Below are 18255 nucleotides of genomic sequence, written 5' to 3'. Positions count from 1 at the left end.
TGAATTTTATTGCGCGACTAACTTTTTAGTAATTCTACTACTTGCAATCTTTGAAGAAATCAAGCCCAAAACTATAATGGTAGCTAAAACCACAAAGACGTTCAGCAAATCAAATTCTACAGGATATGCCAAAGAGGGGGTTATCTTCAACCATTCAAAAGCGAGCTGAGAGCCAATTAGAATAGCACCGATCAAAACTCCGATGAAGCCTCCTAAAGATGTTACCAAGACACCTTGCAAAAAGTAAATGCGCCGTAGTTCTTTGATAGTGGTGCCTAGCGCAAATAAGGTCTTAGAGTTTTGTTGTTTGTCTAGAATCATCATAATAATGGCGCCAACCACATTGAACAAGGCTATAATCAAAACTAATGTGAAGATGAGGTAGGTAGCAAGGTTTTCGGTATTGAGCATTTTATAAAGCGTACCGTTAAGCTCACGACGACTTAAGACGATTGCTTTTTCGCCCAGGACTTTTTTTATAGATGAACGGGCATCTTCTAATGCCATACCACTGCTTAACTTAAAATTTACTGCCGAAACCTGTGTACCGTCTTTTTCCAAGAGCTCTTGTACCAAATGTAATTGTGTAATTACATATTTTTTGTCCAAACCCTCTTCAATCGTGTAAACTCCGCTTACTACAAGCGGCAAGCTATTGTATAATTCGGTGTTTAATGATTGTGGAGAAAAAGAGCCTTTTCCAGGTTTTGGGGCCAGAACCTGCATGGGGGTTCTGTAATTGTCTATGGGCACCCCAAGTTCATTGTAAATACCAATTCCCATAACCGCATTGTATTCCGTTACGCCCCAATTGCCAAAATAAAGGGTGCTATCGATACCGGTTACAGAACGATAATTTTCATCGACCCCTTTAATATAAGCTAAGTCGCCCTTTTCTCTAAAGGTTAGATAAACGCGCTCTTCTAGCTCTTTAGAATAACTTGCCATACCGTTTAAGTTAGACAAGGCATCTTCCTCTTCAGGTGAAATAGAAAAGAATTTACCAGTAGTTGGTATAGCCTTTATATCGGGGTCGAATACGTTTGTAAATTGAAGGCTAAATGTTTTTAATCCCGCGAAAGCGGAAAGCACTATAAATAAGGCTGCGGAGCCGATAACAATGACCAAAAAAGTAATAAAATTGATAATATTTACCGCATTTTGGCTGCTTTTTGAACGCAAATACCGCTTGGCGATGTAAAACGGAAAACTCAATTTTTAAGATTTCTTTCGTTTGGCAAGCAGGTCTCGATTTTCAATAGGATTCTCTTCTCCTTTTAATGATTTTTCAATACCATCGATATAATCAAGGGAATCATCTAAATAAAAGGTCAAATTTGGAACACGACGAAGTTGGTTTTTGGTTCGTTGTGCCAATTCATGCTTAATAAGAGGCTCGTTAGACTTCATGCCCTCCAATAGCTCAGAAGCTTTATCATTAGGAAATATGCTTACATAAACTTTAGCAATAGATAGATCAGAAGTGATATAAACCTTTGAAACCGAAATCAAGGTTCCTTTAAGTCCGCCATCAGTAGCTGCTCTCTGCAGAACTTCGGCCATATCTTTTTGAATGATACCTGCGATTTTTTTCTGGCGTTGTGTTTCCATACCTGCAAAAATAAGGTAATAATGCTATCTTAGTGGTGAAATGGATAAGATAGAACACATAGGCATAGCGGTCAAAGACTTGGATGCTTCTAACCAATTATTTAAAAAGCTTTTTGGAACGCTACATTATAAAATCGAGGAGGTAGCTACAGAAGGGGTGCGCACTTCTTTTTTTAAAACGGGACCAAATAAGATTGAATTGTTAGAAGCTACCAATGAAGATAGCCCTATAGCGAAATTTATAGACCGAAAAGGAGAAGGTGTACACCATATCGCTTTTGCGGTAGAAAACATCAAGCAAGAAATAGCACGATTGAAAAATGAGGGGTTTACCGTTTTAAACGAAGAACCTAAAAAAGGTGCAGACAATAAATGGGTGGCTTTCTTGCATCCAAAAACTACAAATGGTGTCTTGGTAGAACTTTGCCAAGAAATCAATGAAAATGAAGGCTAAGAAAATGTTGGTGTATAGAAAAATATATCCTAATTTTGCTGCCCTAGAAAATAGGTCCTATAGCTCAGTTGGTTAGAGTAGCTGACTCATAATCAGTTGGTCCCTGGTTCGAGCCCAGGTGGGACCACTGGGAAATTTCAAAAATTCCCTAAAAGCCTGAAAATAGTTCATTTTCAGGCTTTTTTATTTTTATTGGTCCAGTTACACAGAGGCTAAAATACATTTCTCTTTTAACGAATCTCCATCCCTCCTTCCAATAGAAACTTTATCGCCATCGCTTTCAGCACGGTTGTATTGAATTGCGCGTATTTTGAACTATTTTGGAAAAACACCTGCTAATGGTCAGCTACACAATTGAAAGATACATCAACGTCATTATTGTTTATATTTAAGTCGTGAATCTTGAACAGCAAAGTATTTTAATTTTTAGTGCCCTTGGCGCTTTTAATGGACTTCTTTTGAGTTTATACTTTCTTTATTTTAAAAAAGAAAAACGACTTAGCGATTACTTTTTGGGAGCACTGATTTTGATGCTTAGTATACGCACCATAAAATCTGTATTTCTATATTTTAACCCCCATCTTTTTCAGCTTTTCGTCCAAATTGGTCTATCTGCATGTATTTTTATTGGTCCTTTTTATTATCTCTATGTAGTTTCGATGACTAAAAAAGAGCATCGGCTGAAAAAAACATGGTGGTGGTATATATTGCCGTTTCTTGTGCTGATTCTATTCTTGGGCATTCGCTATCCGTACTATGAATATCATAATATTTGGGCCCCTTTTATAAATCTTTTTTACAAACTGTGGTTTTTCTGTATTATCGCCGCAAGTGTTCATATGATTCCTATTGTTAAAAAGTTTTTTAACAATAGCCGGGAAATCGCAGATGAAGAAATTTGGTTATTGAATATTTCCGTAGGTGTTTTCTTGGTGTATTTAGCTTACGACTTTGGAGAGTATACATCATATATTGTTGGGGCATTAACTTTTTCATTCGTTTTTTATATTACCATTTTACTCTGGGTGTTTCGCCGAAATAAGAAAGCAATTGCTGCCGATTTACCTATTAAATATGCAAATTCAAGCATTTCGGAAGCTGAGGCCTCAAGGTTGATTGAAAAGCTCGACACCATTATGGAAAGCGAAAAGCTATATCTTGACCCGAAACTTACCTTATCAAAACTTAGTGAACGGTTAGAGGTTAAAAGAAAATCACTTTCTCAGTCCATCAATCAGATAAAAGGGTATAATTATTCTAAGTATATCGCCTGTCTCAGGGTTGAGGAGGCCAAAATCATGCTCGCTTCTACAGATAAGAATCACCACAAAATTTCGGCCATTGCATACGATAGCGGTTTCAATAGTACGTCTTCTTTTAATGCCAGCTTCAAAGCGTTTGTTGGTCTTACTGCCAAAGAATACCGTGAATCCTTAAATTAATGCTAATTGATTACCAGAATCATGATTCTGGTAGGATTATCCTTTGCTGTTTTCTTTTTTTGACCAGAAATTAATGAATTGAAATCATCAAATTATATGATTACAAAGAAACTACGCTATCTTGTGTTTTTTGGATACGTTAGTTGCATATTCTCTCAAACCGAAGAAGTAGCAATACATAACGTAATTGACAGTTATGCCCTAGGCACTGCATACAACCAATCCGAAAAAGTTTTATCTGCATTTTTACCTGGGGCCAACATGTTTTTAGATCATAAAGACAAGCCTTTATTCATAATGAAAGTTGAAGAATATGCGAATCGCATTGATGCGTCAAAAGCGGGCCAATTCAACGGAAGGACAACCAACATTTTAAATATTGACCGATTTGGAGGCATTGCAACAGCCAAATTGGAGGTGTTACTACCCGAAGCAAACCTTAGATTTATCGACTATTTATTGTTAAAAAAACTGGATGACGGCTGGAAAATCATTAGCAAGACCGCGGGCAGCGAAAATACCTATAAGAATGGTGAAAAGGTACTTTTAGTTGTTTCCAACGTATCAAAACAAGGAAATTCTGAACTTCCGGCAGGTAATAGTTTTTCAGAAGTGGTTGTGGCTTACGATGAATATAAAAAGGCAGGGTACCATGTAGATGTCGTTAGCCCTAAAGGCGGAAAAATCCCACTGGCTTATATAAACCCTGCAGATAGCCTGCAGCTACAATATTTGTATGATACTGATTTTATATATGCCATTTCACATACCCAAAAACCAGAAGAAATAAGCCCTGATGACTATGTTGTTCTTCAATTTACCGGAGGTAGTGCCCCTATATTTGATATTCCTCAAAATATTGAACTCCAAGATATCGCTATAAAAATCTATGAAAATAATGGTGTAATCGCTGCGGTTTGCCATGGCACGGCGGGTATTGTAAACTTAAAAACTAAAGATGGACAATATCTTATTAAAAACAAAAGGGTAAACGGTGTGCCCGACTCCCACGAGAGCAAACAATTGCCGCACTACACCCAATACCCTTTTATTATAGAAACACTTTTAAAAGAAAGGGGAGGGAATTTTTATCACTCAAAAATTGGCACTCCGCATATGGAAGTCGATGGTCGTTTGGTAACAGGGCAGAATTCACTCTCTTCAGAGATGGTTACCAGAAAAAGTATCGAAATCAGCAAAAAATTAATCGCTTCGAAATTGATAAAATGATGAAAAAAAATTTTAAAAGATACATCAACATCATAGCAATCGTTATGGTTTCACCGATGATGATTTATGGACAAACAAAAGTTAGTCAAGAGCTTGAGCAACAAATCGATTCTATTTTTAGCAGTTTTAAAGAACAACCGGGTTGTGCAATAGCTGTTGCGAAAAATGGCAAGACACTGTTTCAAAAAGGATATGGCTTGGCAAATATGTCGTATAACATTCCGGTTACTACAGAAACGATATTTGATGTTGCTTCTAACTCCAAACAGTTTACGGCAGCATGTATCTTTCTGCTTGAGCAAGAGGGTAAGTTAGATATCAATGACCCAATTCAGAATTATTTACCAGAAATCCCTACTTATCCTCAAGGTGAAATCACTATTAAAAATTTAATTCATCATACCAGCGGTGTTCGCAGTTATTTAGCAACCTTACATTCTAAAAATACCTTCTGGGGCGATAGCTTTAACAATGAAGATGCTATTAAAATATTGGCAAGACATAAAGGATTAAACTTTCCTACTGGAACACGCTATTACTATAGCAATACAAACTATGCACTTTTAGCCAGCATAGTAGAAAAAGTAAGCGGCCAATCGCTTGCAGAATATGCTAAAAGACATTTGTTTAAGCCTTTAGGCATGGAGCATACATTTTTTAAGGAAAAAAGGGATGCCATCATCAAAAATGTTGCTATCGGCTATGAGTTAAATGGAGAATCTTTTATAGAAAATCATAACTATAATGCTACTGTTGTCGGCGACGGGGGATTGCATACCAACTTGGAGGATTTTATTCGTTGGAGCGATAATTTAAAAACCGGAAAAGTTGGTGGTGAGCAATTTATTAAAAGAATGATTACCCCAGGGAAATTAAATAATGGAGAAGCCATTAGTTATGCAGGAGGCCTGTTTTACGAAAATCATTATGACATTGACGGTTTGCCAAGAGTTGCTCATAGCGGAAGTTGGGCAGGATTTCGGTCACTGTTCTATAAATTTTTAAATCATGACACCTCTATAATCTTACTTAGCAATAATGCGAATACCAATGTCTGGCAATTATTAGATCAGATAGCACCTCTTTTTTTAAATGAAGAGATTACTCAGGCAAGGCAAGCCATGAGTGCCAACAGCGATCATGAAATGGAGCCATTAACTCTTACGAACAATCAAAAGAAAAAATTCATTAGTAAATATTATAGTACTTTAAACGGTTATTTAAGGGAGATTTTATTAGAAGATAATAGATTGGTTTATGAGCGTGCTGGGGCCAATCCAGTGCCATTAGTTGCTATAGCTCCGAATGTGTTAGTCTATGAGCATACATCACGGGTGAAGTTTTTATTTGACAAGAATTCGTTTAATTCATTTGTAGTGACCATTAATGACCAAGAACCAATGCCCTATCAAAAATATAAGGAGCATACATACAAACAGTCCGATTTGAAACAGTTTGAAAATAACTATTACAATAAAGATGTGGACGATTTTTTTCAAATTGTTGCTGTGGAGAACGAATTACAAGTATTGGTAAAAGGAGCGGAAATTTTCCGTTTGCAGGGCATTGCGGAAGATATATTTACCTCAGAACATTCAGGATATATCCATTTTGAAAGGAATCAAAATAATACAATAACAGGTTTTACCAGATATGACGATCATTTGTATAATTTGAAACACACTATAGTAAAACCCTACAAGTAGTTGAGTTTAAGAAAATGAAAGCCAATCTGTCACCTAGTAATTTTCAAACTTGCTTGCTTTTGGTTTGCATAGCCTTCTCAATCTGTACTTCTTGTAAAAAAGAAAGTCGCTCTCTTGAAGTACAGCTGCTTTATAGGAATGCTAAAAATGGAGAAACCCTTTTAGGTTCCAAGGAAAATGTTATTAAGGCAATTAGAGAAGGTGCGGATATTAAAATTGGTTGGCAATCTGTGGGGAAAACAAGAAAAATTGAACATTTAAGTTCACCAATATGGTTAGCGATTTTAAATGAAAAAGAGGTTGTGGCTTACCTTGACCCACAGATTTTTGCCGATACAGATTGGAAGAACCTATCTGCTTCGTACGAAGATTATGAGAATCTGTATGTCGAATGGCGTGTGGTTTTAACCACTTCGGGAAATTTCGATGCTGTTTGGTATAATAGAAAGTCAGATTCCGTGGTGCGAAGAGTTCCGCAAAATCATGAAATGACCTGGTTTGCTCGATTTTAATTGAAAAAAACAACTAATTGAACTGATGCAGTGATGAAATATGTTTTACTAATTATTTATTTGAGTGATATAATCGCAGAGCCCCAATTAACACCACTAGAAAATTAGCACTTAATTCTATGAAAAAATCGTTCACTATAATAATAACACTAATTACCATAGTATTAGGCTCAACGAATAGTTTCGGTCAAGGTAAAACGGAAATACTGCTTGATAGTCTTGAAAGTTATATTGAAAAGAAACTTATCCCAGGTGCAATGATTAGCATTGTTACTGCTGACAGTAAAATCTTTGTGGGTGGTATAGGTTATGCAGATATTCAAAAGAAAGAAAAAGTTACCGAGAAACATTTATTTCGTCAAGGGTCAATTTCTAAATCATTTACGGCGATGGGACTCTATAAATTACTTGGAGATTCACCATATGATTTAAGTACGCCTATAATTGAAATCGATAAGAATATTCCATTTACAAATAAATGGAAAGACAAATCTCCAGTTAGAGTATCGCATCTTTTAGAACACACTTCTGGTTTTGAAGATTTTCATCTTCATGCTATGTACAATACAAAATACAACACTCTTCCGGCCATAATTAATTTGGTTAATGACCATAGGAATTCGTTACATTCTAGATGGATGCCAGGGACAAAAAAAGCATATGCAAATCCGAATTATATTCTTGCTGGGCATTTAATTGAAAAGATATCAAATATTTCTTTTACTGAATATGTTGATAGAAACATTCTAAAACCAATAGGAATGTGGTCTTCGGGTTATTTTTTTAATAAACCTGAGGATAACTTATTCGCTCAAGGCTACCAACGAAACGGTAAAATCTTAAATCCTATAGAATTTGCCACAATAAATGGCAGTCCGGCAGGAGATTTTTGTGCAAATGCAGTTGATATTGCCGCATACCTTCAGCACATGATCAAGCGTGATACCTCGGTATTTTCAAAAGAAGAGTTTGAGAGAATCGAAAGTCCCAAGACCAGTATTGCAGCTAAGAATGGATTGATAGTTGGATATGGACTTGGTAATTATTCCATATGGAAAAATGGTTTTCTTTTTCATGGCCATGGAGGGCAAATAGACGGTTTTACCTCACGATATGTTTACTCAAGAGATGCAGATATCGGAGTGGCGGTGGCAATAAATAGAAACGGAAACGCAAACGAAATCGTCGATGAAATCTTGGAGCAGGTTTTAAGCACTGTAAATAAAATGAATGAGAACAGAAAAATAGTGCCGATTCCAGATTCAATGAAAGACGAATTTTCAGGATTTTACGAATTCAAAAGCCCCAAAAGTAAACTAACGACCTTTCCAGATGATATGCTCGCCGGATTGAAATTGGATTTTCAAAAAGAGAAAGTGATTACAAGAACCTTGTTAGGAAAATCTAAAGACACTTTATATTATGCAGGTAAGAATCAATTCTATTTAAATGATGAAGGTGTGCCATCTGTACTATTTATAGGTAATGATTCTGAAAACAAGGTCTTATGGATAAATGATAATTATACAGTGCGGCAATCATGGTTAAAAAGAATTTTTCTTTTTTTCGGCATATTATTATCTGTAGTCTTAGTACTTGCTTTCACATTGTCTAGTTTGATATGGCTAATCAGAAATGGCTTTAGAAAAAACAAAAAAAGCCCAGTCAATCAGCTTACTATTTTTGGGGTTGGCGTCTCATTTATCTTAATTTTTGTTGGTTTTGGTACAACTGCGAGTAATTTAAAATCATTTTCAGGCATAGATTTCCCCTCCGTACTCATGTATTTGAGCTCATTCACTTTTGTTATCATGTCGGTATTTTCAATTTATAGGTGTTTTAAGTTAACCGGATCTAAGGTCTTTAATGGTTTGTATATACTTACTTCTATAGGAGCGCTATCACTAGCATGGTATTTATGGAGCATTGGCTTTATTGGACTAAAAATGTGGAATTATTAGATACTGCTGAAAATCGAATTCTATGAAAAAAAATGACCTTACTATTTTACAAAGCTTCGGGATTACGGCAATCGTGGTTCTTGGAATGCTCTTGTTTAGTCCAATGAGTTTACTATTGGGTAATTTTATGGGCAAAGAACCTGCAACACTTATCTACTATCTTTTGGCCATAGGAGTGCCTTTTTGGATTATAAGCGCCATTCGAAAGAGTAAGATCAATAGCAAGGCTTTCAATTTCAAGATTGAAAATAAAAAGATAATTCCCTTCATTATCATTGCGGCTGTAGCTTTGCTTTTTGGTCTAATTTTTCCTATTACAAACTTGATTCCAATACCAGAAAGTATTAAACAAGTCTTTTTGTCCTTTAGCAATCAAACAGGAATTTTTGCATTTATCTTAATGGTGTTTGCTGCGCCAATTCTCGAGGAATTGATTTTTAGAGCGATTATATTGGATGGTTTACTAAAAAAGTATACTCCAATTACTGCAATTATAGTCTCCAGTTTCCTTTTCGGACTAGTTCATTTAAACCCATGGCAATTTGTAACAGGTTTGGTAATAGGCATTTTTTCAGGATGGGTGTATTATAGAACACAGAGTATCTCATACTCCATAATAATTCATGCGACAGCTAATTTTAGCGGGTATTTGGTCCGATACTTTGTGGACATGGACTCTACCATGGATAAAACGCTAACAGAGCTATATGGCGGATTATTAAACCTAGTTTTAGCGATTTGTGGTTCAGTACTTCTAGTACTAGTTTGTATCTATTTTTTGAATAAAGAGTTTGCTAAGAGAAAAAGCATAAGCAAAGGAAATAATAGCATTATTTTATTGATTCTGTATTCCACAATTTCAATTTCTTCGTGCAGTCCAGAGGTGAAGTCCGAATTTTCTGAAATTCAGAATTATTTGAATGCGTTAACAACAAAAGATTTTTCGGGAGCAATACTAGTTGCTAAAGAAGATAGTATAATTGACTATAGGGCCTATGGCTATGCAAACATCGAACACAAAATTAAGAATGAGGTACACACTAAATTCAATCTCGCCTCCATTACCAAAATGATAACGGCAGTTGGTGTTTTAAAGCTTTATGATGAGGGTAAAATTTCTTTGGAAGAACCGATTGGAAAATATCTACCTAGTTATTCAAATGAAGAAGTTAAAAACAGTGTTACCATTCATCAACTGCTGTCTCATACTTCAGGACTTAATAATTTCTATACTGAAGAACGGTTTTTAGCAACGGATAAATTGCAGTACAAAAATGTAAGTGACTTTGTGCCACTTTTTGAAAATGACACCCTCTTATTTAAACCTGGTTCAAAGTATCATTATAGTGCATCGGGGTTTGTGTTATTAGGTTTGATTATTGAAGAAGTGAGCGGGCAAAATTACTATGACTATATTAAAAATGCTGTTTTTAAACCTGCACAGATGGAAAACGCCTCGGTATTTGAAATAGATGCAATAACAGAAAACAGAGCTGATGGCTATACTTCTCATTTTGGAGAAATGGAAACGCTTAAGAAAAATGAATCTTACCTTTCAAAAGCGTCCCCAGCAGGATTTCATTATGCTACTGCTGAAGATTTGTTCAATTTTTCAAAGGCATTAAGAAAGGGCAAATTGCTTAAAAAGGAAACGGTAAAACAAATGCATCAACCAAAAACCAAAGGCTATAATACCCATATTGGTTATGGAGTGGACATTGATTCAAGGTATAATCAAAAGATTACCGGCCATAGTGGAGGTTGGTATGGAATTCACAACGAATTACTCCATTTCACAAAAGACCAATACACGGTAATCATCTTATCGAATCAAGATGATGATGGAAAAAAAGGAGCTTCCGGAGTAAAGAACTTTTTTATTCAATTATTTGCGAAAAAGAACTAACTAATAAACGTGTATTAAAGTAAAATCATCAAGAAAAATTTCAGAATTATGCATAAAAACATATTAGTTTTAGTAATCTTTTTAATGGTAAGTGTACAGCTGTCAGCTGCTGCTTCAAAAAAATGCTTTCCTTCCATTCAGGCGCGAAACGATTCGACTAGAATCGCCGAACTTGACCGCTATTGGGAACGATTAAATAAAACTGTAATAGAGGGTGATTTTGAAGGGAATAAAGATTGCTTCCATAAAGATGCCGTTATCGTATTTGCGTCAGGAAATAACAAGACTTCTGTGCCAATTTCGACTGCGCTGGAAGGTTGGAAGAAGGGGTTTAAAGATACTAGAGAAGGGGAAATAAAAGTGAATATAGAACTTCGTTTTTCTCAAAGAATTGGCAACGAAACTACTGCTCACGAAACAGGAATATTTGTTTATACATCTACTGATACCAATGGTGGAAACACAGTCAGGTTTATCATTCCTTTTGAAATGCTACTCGTAAAACGTAATAATAAATGGTACGCTATGATGGAATATCAAAAACCACTTGCAACTCAAAAAGAATGGGACGCTCTACAATAGCGAGTATTTGAAAACATAGCACTGGCATACTGAAAATTTCAGAGACGTTTCATTTCTAGGTTGTATGTTCTATTTGAAATGATTAAAGAAAACATTCACATAAAACGAGAGATAATATACTGTATAGAATTATTTGTAACGAACAGAAAGATTATTGTAAATCCTTAAAGCTTTGCGACCGCGTTGTCAAAGTCGGGCAATGCTTCAACAATAGTATTGGTAACTTCCTGGCCAATTTCATCGGCATATTGAGCGTAAATCGTGTAGCCTACAACTAGCATTCCTATAACTAAAGACCAGATAAGGATTCTTGCAGGAAGTAATTTTTCAGAAGCTTTCATGCCAAATTGATTAAGTTGGTTAACTAAAAGTAATCTAAAAAAATTAGATTAACAAATACTTAACAAATCTAATATCTTGTAAAGCAGTCGACTACCCTAAAATAGGGTCTTATTTAAGCATTATGCGTGCCGTCACAGTAGGGCGGATTACTTGTTTTTTTACAAGTACATAAATAGGCTTCTTTGTCTTCTTCAACACTAAAACCCATAGATGGGGTAGCATTATTTGCTCGATGAGAACCATCACAAAAAGGTTGGTTGGTACTATGGCTGCAGGTACACCAGGCATAGCGCTTATCTTTTTCTAAATCAACTTTAATAGGGCTGTAAGAATCACTCATGTCTAATCTTTATTATAAATTAAAATTAGCGTAAACCTTTCTAAGAATTAAAATAAATAAGACAACTTAGCGTACCAGAATTGCAATGGCCCCAATCGCCGTGACCACCAAAATAAAGATGCGATATTGCTTTTCGTTAATCAACTTTACCAGTTTTACACCTGTAAAAAGACCAAGTAAAATAGCAGGCACTAATTTTAAATTTATGGCCAAGGTTTCTAAAGAGATAGTCTCCCAAACGAATAAATGAAAAGGTAACTTAAAGAGATTGGTAATTAAAAAAAGCCAAGCTGCTGTGCCAACAAATTCGTTTTTAGGCAAGCGCATAGCCAAAAAGAAAAGATTGGTAAAGGCACCTGCGAGATTGCCTATCATTGTACAGATGCCTGCAAAAATACCTGTGCCGCCTGCAAAGGCCCAATGAGTAGGCACTGATTTTGATTTTCGTCTTTCCCAATAAATCAAAATGGCCAGACTTATCATAATCACCACGACCATGCCAATTTTAAATTGCTTCTCGGGCAAATCCTTACCTACAAAAACTCCGATTAAAATACCAGTGAGCATCCAAGGTAAAAACTTACGAATGTACTTCCACTGGGTATGTCTATTGTAGTAGATTACGGCAAAAACGTCACCTACCAAAAGCAAGGGCATTATCAGACCCGTAGATTGCTTTGCGCCAAATGCAAGGGCCATAAGGGTTACATTAAAAATAGAGAGGCCTTTGAGCCCGGCTTTTGAAATACCAAGCAAAAAAGAGGCGGTTGCGGCCAACACCCAACCGATTGTGGAAACTTCAATATTCATGCTTGGTGGTTAATTCTGATGTTATTGGTGGAACCTGAGTTTAGGTTGAGCGAATCTAAGGCAAAAATATTTTAAAAATCGATATCTTTAAAAATCGACCAAAACCAACTTATGGAACTCAGTACACTTGACTACGGTTTTATTATAGTTTTTTTCTCCCTTGTTTTAGGAATTGGAATATACGTTTCCAAAAAATCAGGAAAGAATTCTTCAGAATTTTTTCTTTCGGGCCGCACTATGCCTTGGTGGCTATTAGGCCTGTCAATGGTGGCCACAACCTTCTCTACCGACACGCCCAACTTAGTTACTGATATCGTGAGAACTTCAGGGGTTTCTGGAAATTGGGTTTGGTGGTGTTTTCTATTAACAGGTATGCTTACCGTTTTTGTATATGCCAAGCTATGGAGAAAGTCTAATGTAAAAACAGATCTAGAATTTTATGAGATGCGCTATGGAGGTAAACCAGCGAGTTTTCTTCGAAAGTTTAGATCGATATATCTAGGGGCGCTGTTCAATGTAATAACCATGGCATCGGTTACCTTGGCGGCCATAAAAATAGGCGGTATTATGTTGGGTCTAGAGCCTTGGGAAACCGTTGTTGGAGCAGGACTCATAACGGTAATTTTTAGCGCATTAGGGGGTTTTAAGGGAGTAGTCTATACGGATTTTCTTCTATTTTTTGTAGCCATGGCAGGTGCAATTGGAGCCGCATTTTATTTGGTAAATATTCCTGAAGTGGGAGGCATTGAAGCTTTGATAGCCCACCAGAACGTTGCAGGCAAACTAAATATATTGCCTGATTTTGATAATACCAGTGTACTTATAACCATGTTTATTATCCCTATTGCAGTGCAATGGTGGAGTTCTTGGTATCCAGGGGCTGAACCTGGTGGCGGTGGTTATATCGCACAACGCATGTTGGCTGCCAAAGATGAAAATCATGCTATTGGGGCCACCTTCTTTTTTAATATTATGCATTATGCTCTTCGCCCATGGCCATGGATTTTAGTGGCCTTGGCATCTTTGGTGGTTTATCCTGATATTGCTAGTATAGCATCGGCATTTCCTGAAGTGGCTGAAAGTAAATTGGGTCATGACCTTGCATATTCCGCCATGTTGACCAAATTACCAAGCGGACTTTTAGGAGTGGTTTTGGCTTCATTGGTTGCAGCTTATATGAGCACCATTTCAACACAATTGAATTGGGGTTCTTCTTATATTGTTTTTGATTTTTACAAACAACAGATAAATCCTGATGCCACAGAAAAGCAGATGGTTGCAGTGGGTAGAATCTCTACTGTAATATTGATGGTGCTTAGTGCATTATTAGCGCTAACGCTTCAAAACGCATTCGAAGTTTTTGACCTTTTGGTAACCTTCGGCGCAGGAACGGGACTAGTCTTTATTTTACGCTGGTTTTGGTGGCGTATCAATGCATGGAGTGAAATTACGGCGATGTTTGCTTCGGGAATCATCTCAATTCTATTGGTAAAAACCAGTTTGGGCGACATATTATTTGACCCTATAACGGGAGTTTTGCCAGAATGGGCCAATTATCCTTTTGTGGTGGTGGTCACTACAGCAATTTGGGTGGCGGTTACTTTTATGACAAAACCTGAATCTGATGCAACGCTGCGCTCATTTTATAAAAAAATACAACCCGGAGGACCAGGATGGGCAAAAGTGGTTTCAAAAGCAACCAGAGATAATGAGGAGATTAGTACAACTAACGAAAAATGGAGCGTTCCCTCTGGTATTGGCGCAATGTTAATAGGAGTCGTTTTAATTTATAGTATCATGTTTGCCACAGGGTATTGGATTTATGGTGAAACCACATTGGCGCTAACGCTTACGGGCATTGCTATTGTAGCAGCAATTTTATTGGTTCGTACTTGGGGTAAAATGAAGTCAACTATTTTATAACATAGACATGAAAGACAGGATATTAGCGATTGATATTTTTAGGGGCATGACTATTGTTTTGATGATTTTAGTCAATACGCCTGGTACATGGTCTAACGTATACGCCCCCTTTTTGCATGCAAAATGGCATGGTTATACACCAACCGATTTGGTTTTCCCTTTTTTCTTATTTATTGTCGGAACCTCAATAGTTTTTGCATACCAGAACAAAAAGACAAACGCTGGCACCTATAAAAAAATAGCTATCCGAAGCTTAAAACTGATAGGGTTAGGCCTGTTTTTGGGTGCATTCATGCTAAGCTTTCCATTTATAAAAGACTTTTCAGAGATTAGGTTTCCAGGAGTTTTGCAAAGAATAGGGGTGGTTTTCTTTTTCGCTTCGATATTATTTATAAATCTTGACTGGAAAAAACTTATCGGCGTTTCAGCTATTCTTTTAATAGGATATTGGCTGTTGATGACCTTAGTGCCAGTAAACGGCATAGAATCAACTTTAGACCGTGCGCCTAATAATTTTGCAAACTGGATAGATGTAAAAGTATTCGGAACCCACAATTACAAACCAGACTATGATCCCGAAGGACTGTTAAGCACAATTCCATCAATTGTAAGTTCGTTGTTAGGAATTTTCACAGGACTAATATTACTGTCAAAACAAAAGAAAAAGGCAACTATTCTATTTGGTCTGGGAGGGTCGCTACTATTAATAGGCCATTTATGGGATTTTGTATTTCCTATTAACAAAGCGCTGTGGACAAGCAGCTTTGTTTTGGTTACCGCCGGTTGGGCCAATGTGGTTTTAGCATTGATTTATTACCTAACGGAGGTAAAGAAAATTGAATTTGGTAGTATATTCAAATACGCTGGGGCAAATGCTATTGTGCTCTATTTTTTATCAAGCTTTATCAGCAAGGTAATGGGCCTCATTAAGGTTGGAGAAACCTCTTTGCATGGTTGGCTTTTTCAGAATATATATGTTCAAGAATTTATGTCTTTAGAAACTTCTTCCTTACTTTATGGGTTAAGTGTAGTTGCTTTCTATTGCCTATTGGCGTATGTACTTTATAAGCGTAAGATTTTTGTTAAGGTTTAAACAAAAAAAATATTAGTCTAGAATACATTTAAATGAATGTAAAAATCGAACAATTGATTTACAGTTTTTTCTTATGAAATTAAATTTACCATTCTTTTTAGTAGCTCTACTTTTGCTTTTATCATGTAAAAATCAATTCTCAGATTTACCAAAAGAAGTTGCATCATATTTTGAAAAAGGCCTTCATGATTCTAAAAGTTTTGAATTGGTTGAAATAGATTCATATCAACTTCTAAAATCTGAAATGGAGCTTTATATTTCGAGTAAACCTGATCAATTATCTATTGAAGATTATATTAAGAAAGAAGCAGAATTTAATACTATTTTTAAGGAGATTCTTTCGAATCAAGAAAGATATCCAGTCTTACATACTATTAAATATCGAGCAAAAAATGGGTTTGGAAGCTTGAGATTAAGCACAAAATACTGTTTAACCTTTCCAAATGGCGAATTCATAGGTTGTTATGATGATTTTAAAACTTTCTCAAATGGAATTTATGACAAAATTGTAATTCCAAAAGTTCAACATTTAATAGAATAAATACTAATGATTTTATTCTTAGTCAGTCATCCTTTTCGACTTAGCAAAAGAGTCTTACATCTAATGTCATTTTTCCAATAACCTAGCTACATATTTGCCAATAACATCAAACTCTAGGTTTACCACAGTTCCTTTTTTATAGGTGTTAAATCGGGTGTGCTCATAGGTATAAGGGATTATGGCCACGCTAAAACGGTCTTTTTTAGAATCTACCACCGTAAGACTGGTACCATCAATAGTTATTGATCCTTTTTCTATGGTTACATTATTTAAGGACGAATCATATTTAAAAGTAAAAACCCAACTACCGTCTTTTTCTTCAACACTTTGGCAAAAAGCGGTTTGGTCTACATGGCCTTGAACGATATGGCCATCTAATCGGGCACCTAAAACCATAGCTCTTTCTAAGTTTACCTTATCATCAACTTTAAGTTCGCCTAAACTTGTTTTATCCAAGGTTTCTTGTATAGCCGTAACCGTATATAAATCATTATCAATAGCAACGACGGTCAAACACACCCCGTTATGCGCAACACTTTGGTCGATTTTAAGTTCTGAAGTAATAGCAGATGAAATAGTAATATGAAGATTTTCGCCTTCCTTTTTTAAATCTTTTACCTCTCCTAAAGTCTCTATAATACCTGTAAACATGTCTTTTTGAAATTACCTAGCTTTGTAATGTAAAAGTAGCTATTCGAATATTGATTCTATGGACGGAAGTAAAAAAATACGGTTAGGCATTTCAGTGGGTGATTTAAATGGTATTGGATGTGAAGTAGCCCTAAAAACTTTTCAGGATAATAGGATGCTCGATTTTTGCACTCCAGTTTTATTTGCTTCCAACAAGACCATATCAAACCAAAAGCAGACCTTAGGTATTGAAGTCAGTTTTAATGGCGTTCACAATGCTGCAAAGGCACTCGATGGTAAAATAAATGTGGTCAATGTTTGGAAAGAAACTCCAGAAACCGCCTTTGGTCAGGCAACGGAAGAAGGAGGAAAATACGCCATAAAATCGTTAAAAGCTGCGGTCGAAGCCCTAAAAAAAAATGAAATAGACGTTTTGGTAACCGCCCCGATAAACAAGAACAACATACAGGCCGACGATTTTAAATTTCCCGGTCATACCGATTATTTGGCGAAAGAATTAGATGGTGAAAGCCTAATGTTTATGGTTACCGATGAACTTAGGGTAGGGCTTTTAACCGATCATATTGCGGTAAAAGATGTGGCACAAGCAATTACCACCAAATTGATTCAAGAAAAGGTGGCAACCATGGCCAAATCATTGCAGATGGATTTTGGTATTCGTAGACCAAAAATAGCTCTGTTGGGCATTAATCCACATAGTGGTGATAACGGCACTATTGGTGAAGAAGATGAGAAAATTATGAAACCGATTATTGAAAAATTATTCAATGAAGGGCATTTGGTGTACGGGCCTTATTCTGCAGATAGTTTTTTTGGATCTAATGGGCACGAAAAATTCGATGCGATACTGGCGGCGTACCATGATCAAGGTTTGATACCTTTTAAAACGCTCTCATTCGGTAAGGGGGTTAATTTTACAGCGGGCCTCAGCAAAGTAAGAACTTCACCAGACCACGGCACAGCCTATGAAATAGCGGGGAAAGGCATGGCAGATGAAAGCTCTTTTAAAGAAGCGGTATTTGCAGCGATACGTATTTTTAGAAATAGAAATGAGTATGCCGAGCTTACTAAGAATCCACTAAAAAAACAGAGGGTAAAGCGTTCTGCCTAACAGCAACGGATATTTTTCGTTAAAGATTGGCTTTTTGTAA

The 18255-nt window shown here is 36.3% G+C and carries 18 protein-coding genes and 1 tRNA gene; 13 read left to right on the top strand and 6 right to left on the bottom strand.

Going from position 1 to position 18255, the window contains the following annotated elements; all coding sequences use genetic code 11:
• Positions 1 to 6: 6 nt before the first annotated feature.
• The gene (locus tag ACZ1GR_RS09800) at positions 7 to 1215 is read right to left on the bottom strand and encodes an ABC transporter permease (RefSeq protein WP_472608809.1); all 1209 of its coding nucleotides are present in this window, start codon (positions 1213 to 1215) and stop codon (positions 7 to 9) included.
• Positions 1216 to 1218: 3 nt separating this feature from the next.
• Entirely contained in the window at positions 1219 to 1611 is a 393-nt protein-coding gene (rbfA, locus tag ACZ1GR_RS09795) for a 30S ribosome-binding factor RbfA (RefSeq protein WP_472608808.1), read from the bottom strand.
• Positions 1612 to 1651: 40 nt separating this feature from the next.
• On the opposite strand from rbfA, the gene mce reads away from it, so the two are divergent.
• The 9 genes from mce to ACZ1GR_RS09750 all read left to right on the top strand — a co-directional run bounded on the left by mce (position 1652) and on the right by ACZ1GR_RS09750 (position 11404).
• Positions 1652 to 2065 (top strand): methylmalonyl-CoA epimerase, encoded by a 414-nt coding sequence (mce, locus tag ACZ1GR_RS09790; protein WP_472608807.1) that lies wholly within the window; start codon positions 1652 to 1654, stop codon positions 2063 to 2065.
• A gap of 53 nt (positions 2066 to 2118) precedes the next feature.
• Positions 2119 to 2192: transfer RNA gene (locus tag ACZ1GR_RS09785), tRNA-Ile, on the top strand.
• Between the two features lie 532 nt (positions 2193 to 2724).
• Positions 2725 to 3507: a helix-turn-helix domain-containing protein gene (locus tag ACZ1GR_RS09780; RefSeq protein WP_377766993.1), complete on the top strand. Its 783-nt coding sequence runs from the start codon at positions 2725 to 2727 to the stop codon at positions 3505 to 3507.
• A gap of 96 nt (positions 3508 to 3603) precedes the next feature.
• The gene (locus ACZ1GR_RS09775) at positions 3604 to 4737 is read left to right on the top strand and encodes a nuclear transport factor 2 family protein (protein ID WP_472608806.1); all 1134 of its coding nucleotides are present in this window, start codon (positions 3604 to 3606) and stop codon (positions 4735 to 4737) included.
• Positions 4734 to 6443, top strand: a complete 1710-nt coding sequence (locus ACZ1GR_RS09770; protein ID WP_472608805.1) for a serine hydrolase domain-containing protein — start codon at positions 4734 to 4736, stop codon at positions 6441 to 6443. Before ACZ1GR_RS09775 ends, ACZ1GR_RS09770 begins: the two co-directional genes overlap by 4 nt.
• Positions 6444 to 6502: 59 nt before the next feature.
• The gene (locus tag ACZ1GR_RS09765) at positions 6503 to 6955 is read left to right on the top strand and encodes a hypothetical protein (RefSeq protein ID WP_472608804.1); all 453 of its coding nucleotides are present in this window, start codon (positions 6503 to 6505) and stop codon (positions 6953 to 6955) included.
• 119 nt (positions 6956 to 7074) lie between these two features.
• Entirely contained in the window at positions 7075 to 8916 is a 1842-nt protein-coding gene (locus tag ACZ1GR_RS09760) for a serine hydrolase domain-containing protein (RefSeq protein WP_472608803.1), read from the top strand.
• Positions 8917 to 8938: 22 nt separating this feature from the next.
• Positions 8939 to 10822: a serine hydrolase gene (locus ACZ1GR_RS09755; protein ID WP_472608802.1), complete on the top strand. Its 1884-nt coding sequence runs from the start codon at positions 8939 to 8941 to the stop codon at positions 10820 to 10822.
• Between the two features lie 48 nt (positions 10823 to 10870).
• Positions 10871 to 11404, top strand: a complete 534-nt coding sequence (locus ACZ1GR_RS09750) for a nuclear transport factor 2 family protein (RefSeq protein WP_472608801.1) — start codon at positions 10871 to 10873, stop codon at positions 11402 to 11404.
• 164 nt (positions 11405 to 11568) lie between these two features.
• Here the strand turns inward: ACZ1GR_RS09750 and ACZ1GR_RS09745 are convergent, their stop codons facing one another.
• From ACZ1GR_RS09745 to ACZ1GR_RS09735, 3 genes are all read right to left on the bottom strand, one after another.
• Positions 11569 to 11745, bottom strand: coding sequence for a hypothetical protein (locus tag ACZ1GR_RS09745; RefSeq protein WP_472608800.1), 177 nt, complete (start codon positions 11743 to 11745; stop codon positions 11569 to 11571).
• 113 nt (positions 11746 to 11858) lie between these two features.
• Positions 11859 to 12086, bottom strand: coding sequence for a CDGSH iron-sulfur domain-containing protein (locus tag ACZ1GR_RS09740; protein WP_472608799.1), 228 nt, complete (start codon positions 12084 to 12086; stop codon positions 11859 to 11861).
• Between the two features lie 66 nt (positions 12087 to 12152).
• The gene (locus ACZ1GR_RS09735) at positions 12153 to 12896 is read right to left on the bottom strand and encodes a sulfite exporter TauE/SafE family protein (protein WP_472608798.1); all 744 of its coding nucleotides are present in this window, start codon (positions 12894 to 12896) and stop codon (positions 12153 to 12155) included.
• A gap of 111 nt (positions 12897 to 13007) precedes the next feature.
• Here ACZ1GR_RS09735 and ACZ1GR_RS09730 point away from each other — a divergent pair, with 111 nt between their 5' ends.
• The 3 genes from ACZ1GR_RS09730 (at position 13008) to ACZ1GR_RS09720 (ending at position 16453) form a co-directional block, all read left to right on the top strand.
• Complete coding sequence (locus ACZ1GR_RS09730; protein ID WP_472608797.1) at positions 13008 to 14819, top strand: sodium:solute symporter family protein; 1812 nt, start codon at positions 13008 to 13010, stop codon at positions 14817 to 14819.
• Positions 14820 to 14826: 7 nt separating this feature from the next.
• Positions 14827 to 15912, top strand: a complete 1086-nt coding sequence (locus ACZ1GR_RS09725; protein ID WP_472608796.1) for an acyltransferase family protein — start codon at positions 14827 to 14829, stop codon at positions 15910 to 15912.
• A gap of 73 nt (positions 15913 to 15985) precedes the next feature.
• Positions 15986 to 16453, top strand: a complete 468-nt coding sequence (locus tag ACZ1GR_RS09720) for a hypothetical protein (RefSeq protein ID WP_472608795.1) — start codon at positions 15986 to 15988, stop codon at positions 16451 to 16453.
• 66 nt (positions 16454 to 16519) lie between these two features.
• Here the strand turns inward: ACZ1GR_RS09720 and ACZ1GR_RS09715 are convergent, their stop codons facing one another.
• Positions 16520 to 17104 carry a riboflavin synthase gene (locus tag ACZ1GR_RS09715; RefSeq protein WP_472608794.1) on the bottom strand — a complete coding sequence of 195 codons (585 nt, stop codon included), beginning with the start codon at positions 17102 to 17104 and terminating at the stop codon, positions 16520 to 16522.
• 58 nt (positions 17105 to 17162) lie between these two features.
• On the opposite strand from ACZ1GR_RS09715, the gene pdxA reads away from it, so the two are divergent.
• Entirely contained in the window at positions 17163 to 18215 is a 1053-nt protein-coding gene (gene pdxA / locus ACZ1GR_RS09710) for a 4-hydroxythreonine-4-phosphate dehydrogenase PdxA (RefSeq protein ID WP_472608793.1), read from the top strand.
• Positions 18216 to 18255: the final 40 nt, after the last annotated feature.

The organism is Croceitalea sp. W27 (genome assembly GCF_055693185.1).
The sequence above is the reverse complement of the archived record's forward strand: the minus strand, read 5'-3'. Positions and strand labels throughout refer to the sequence as shown.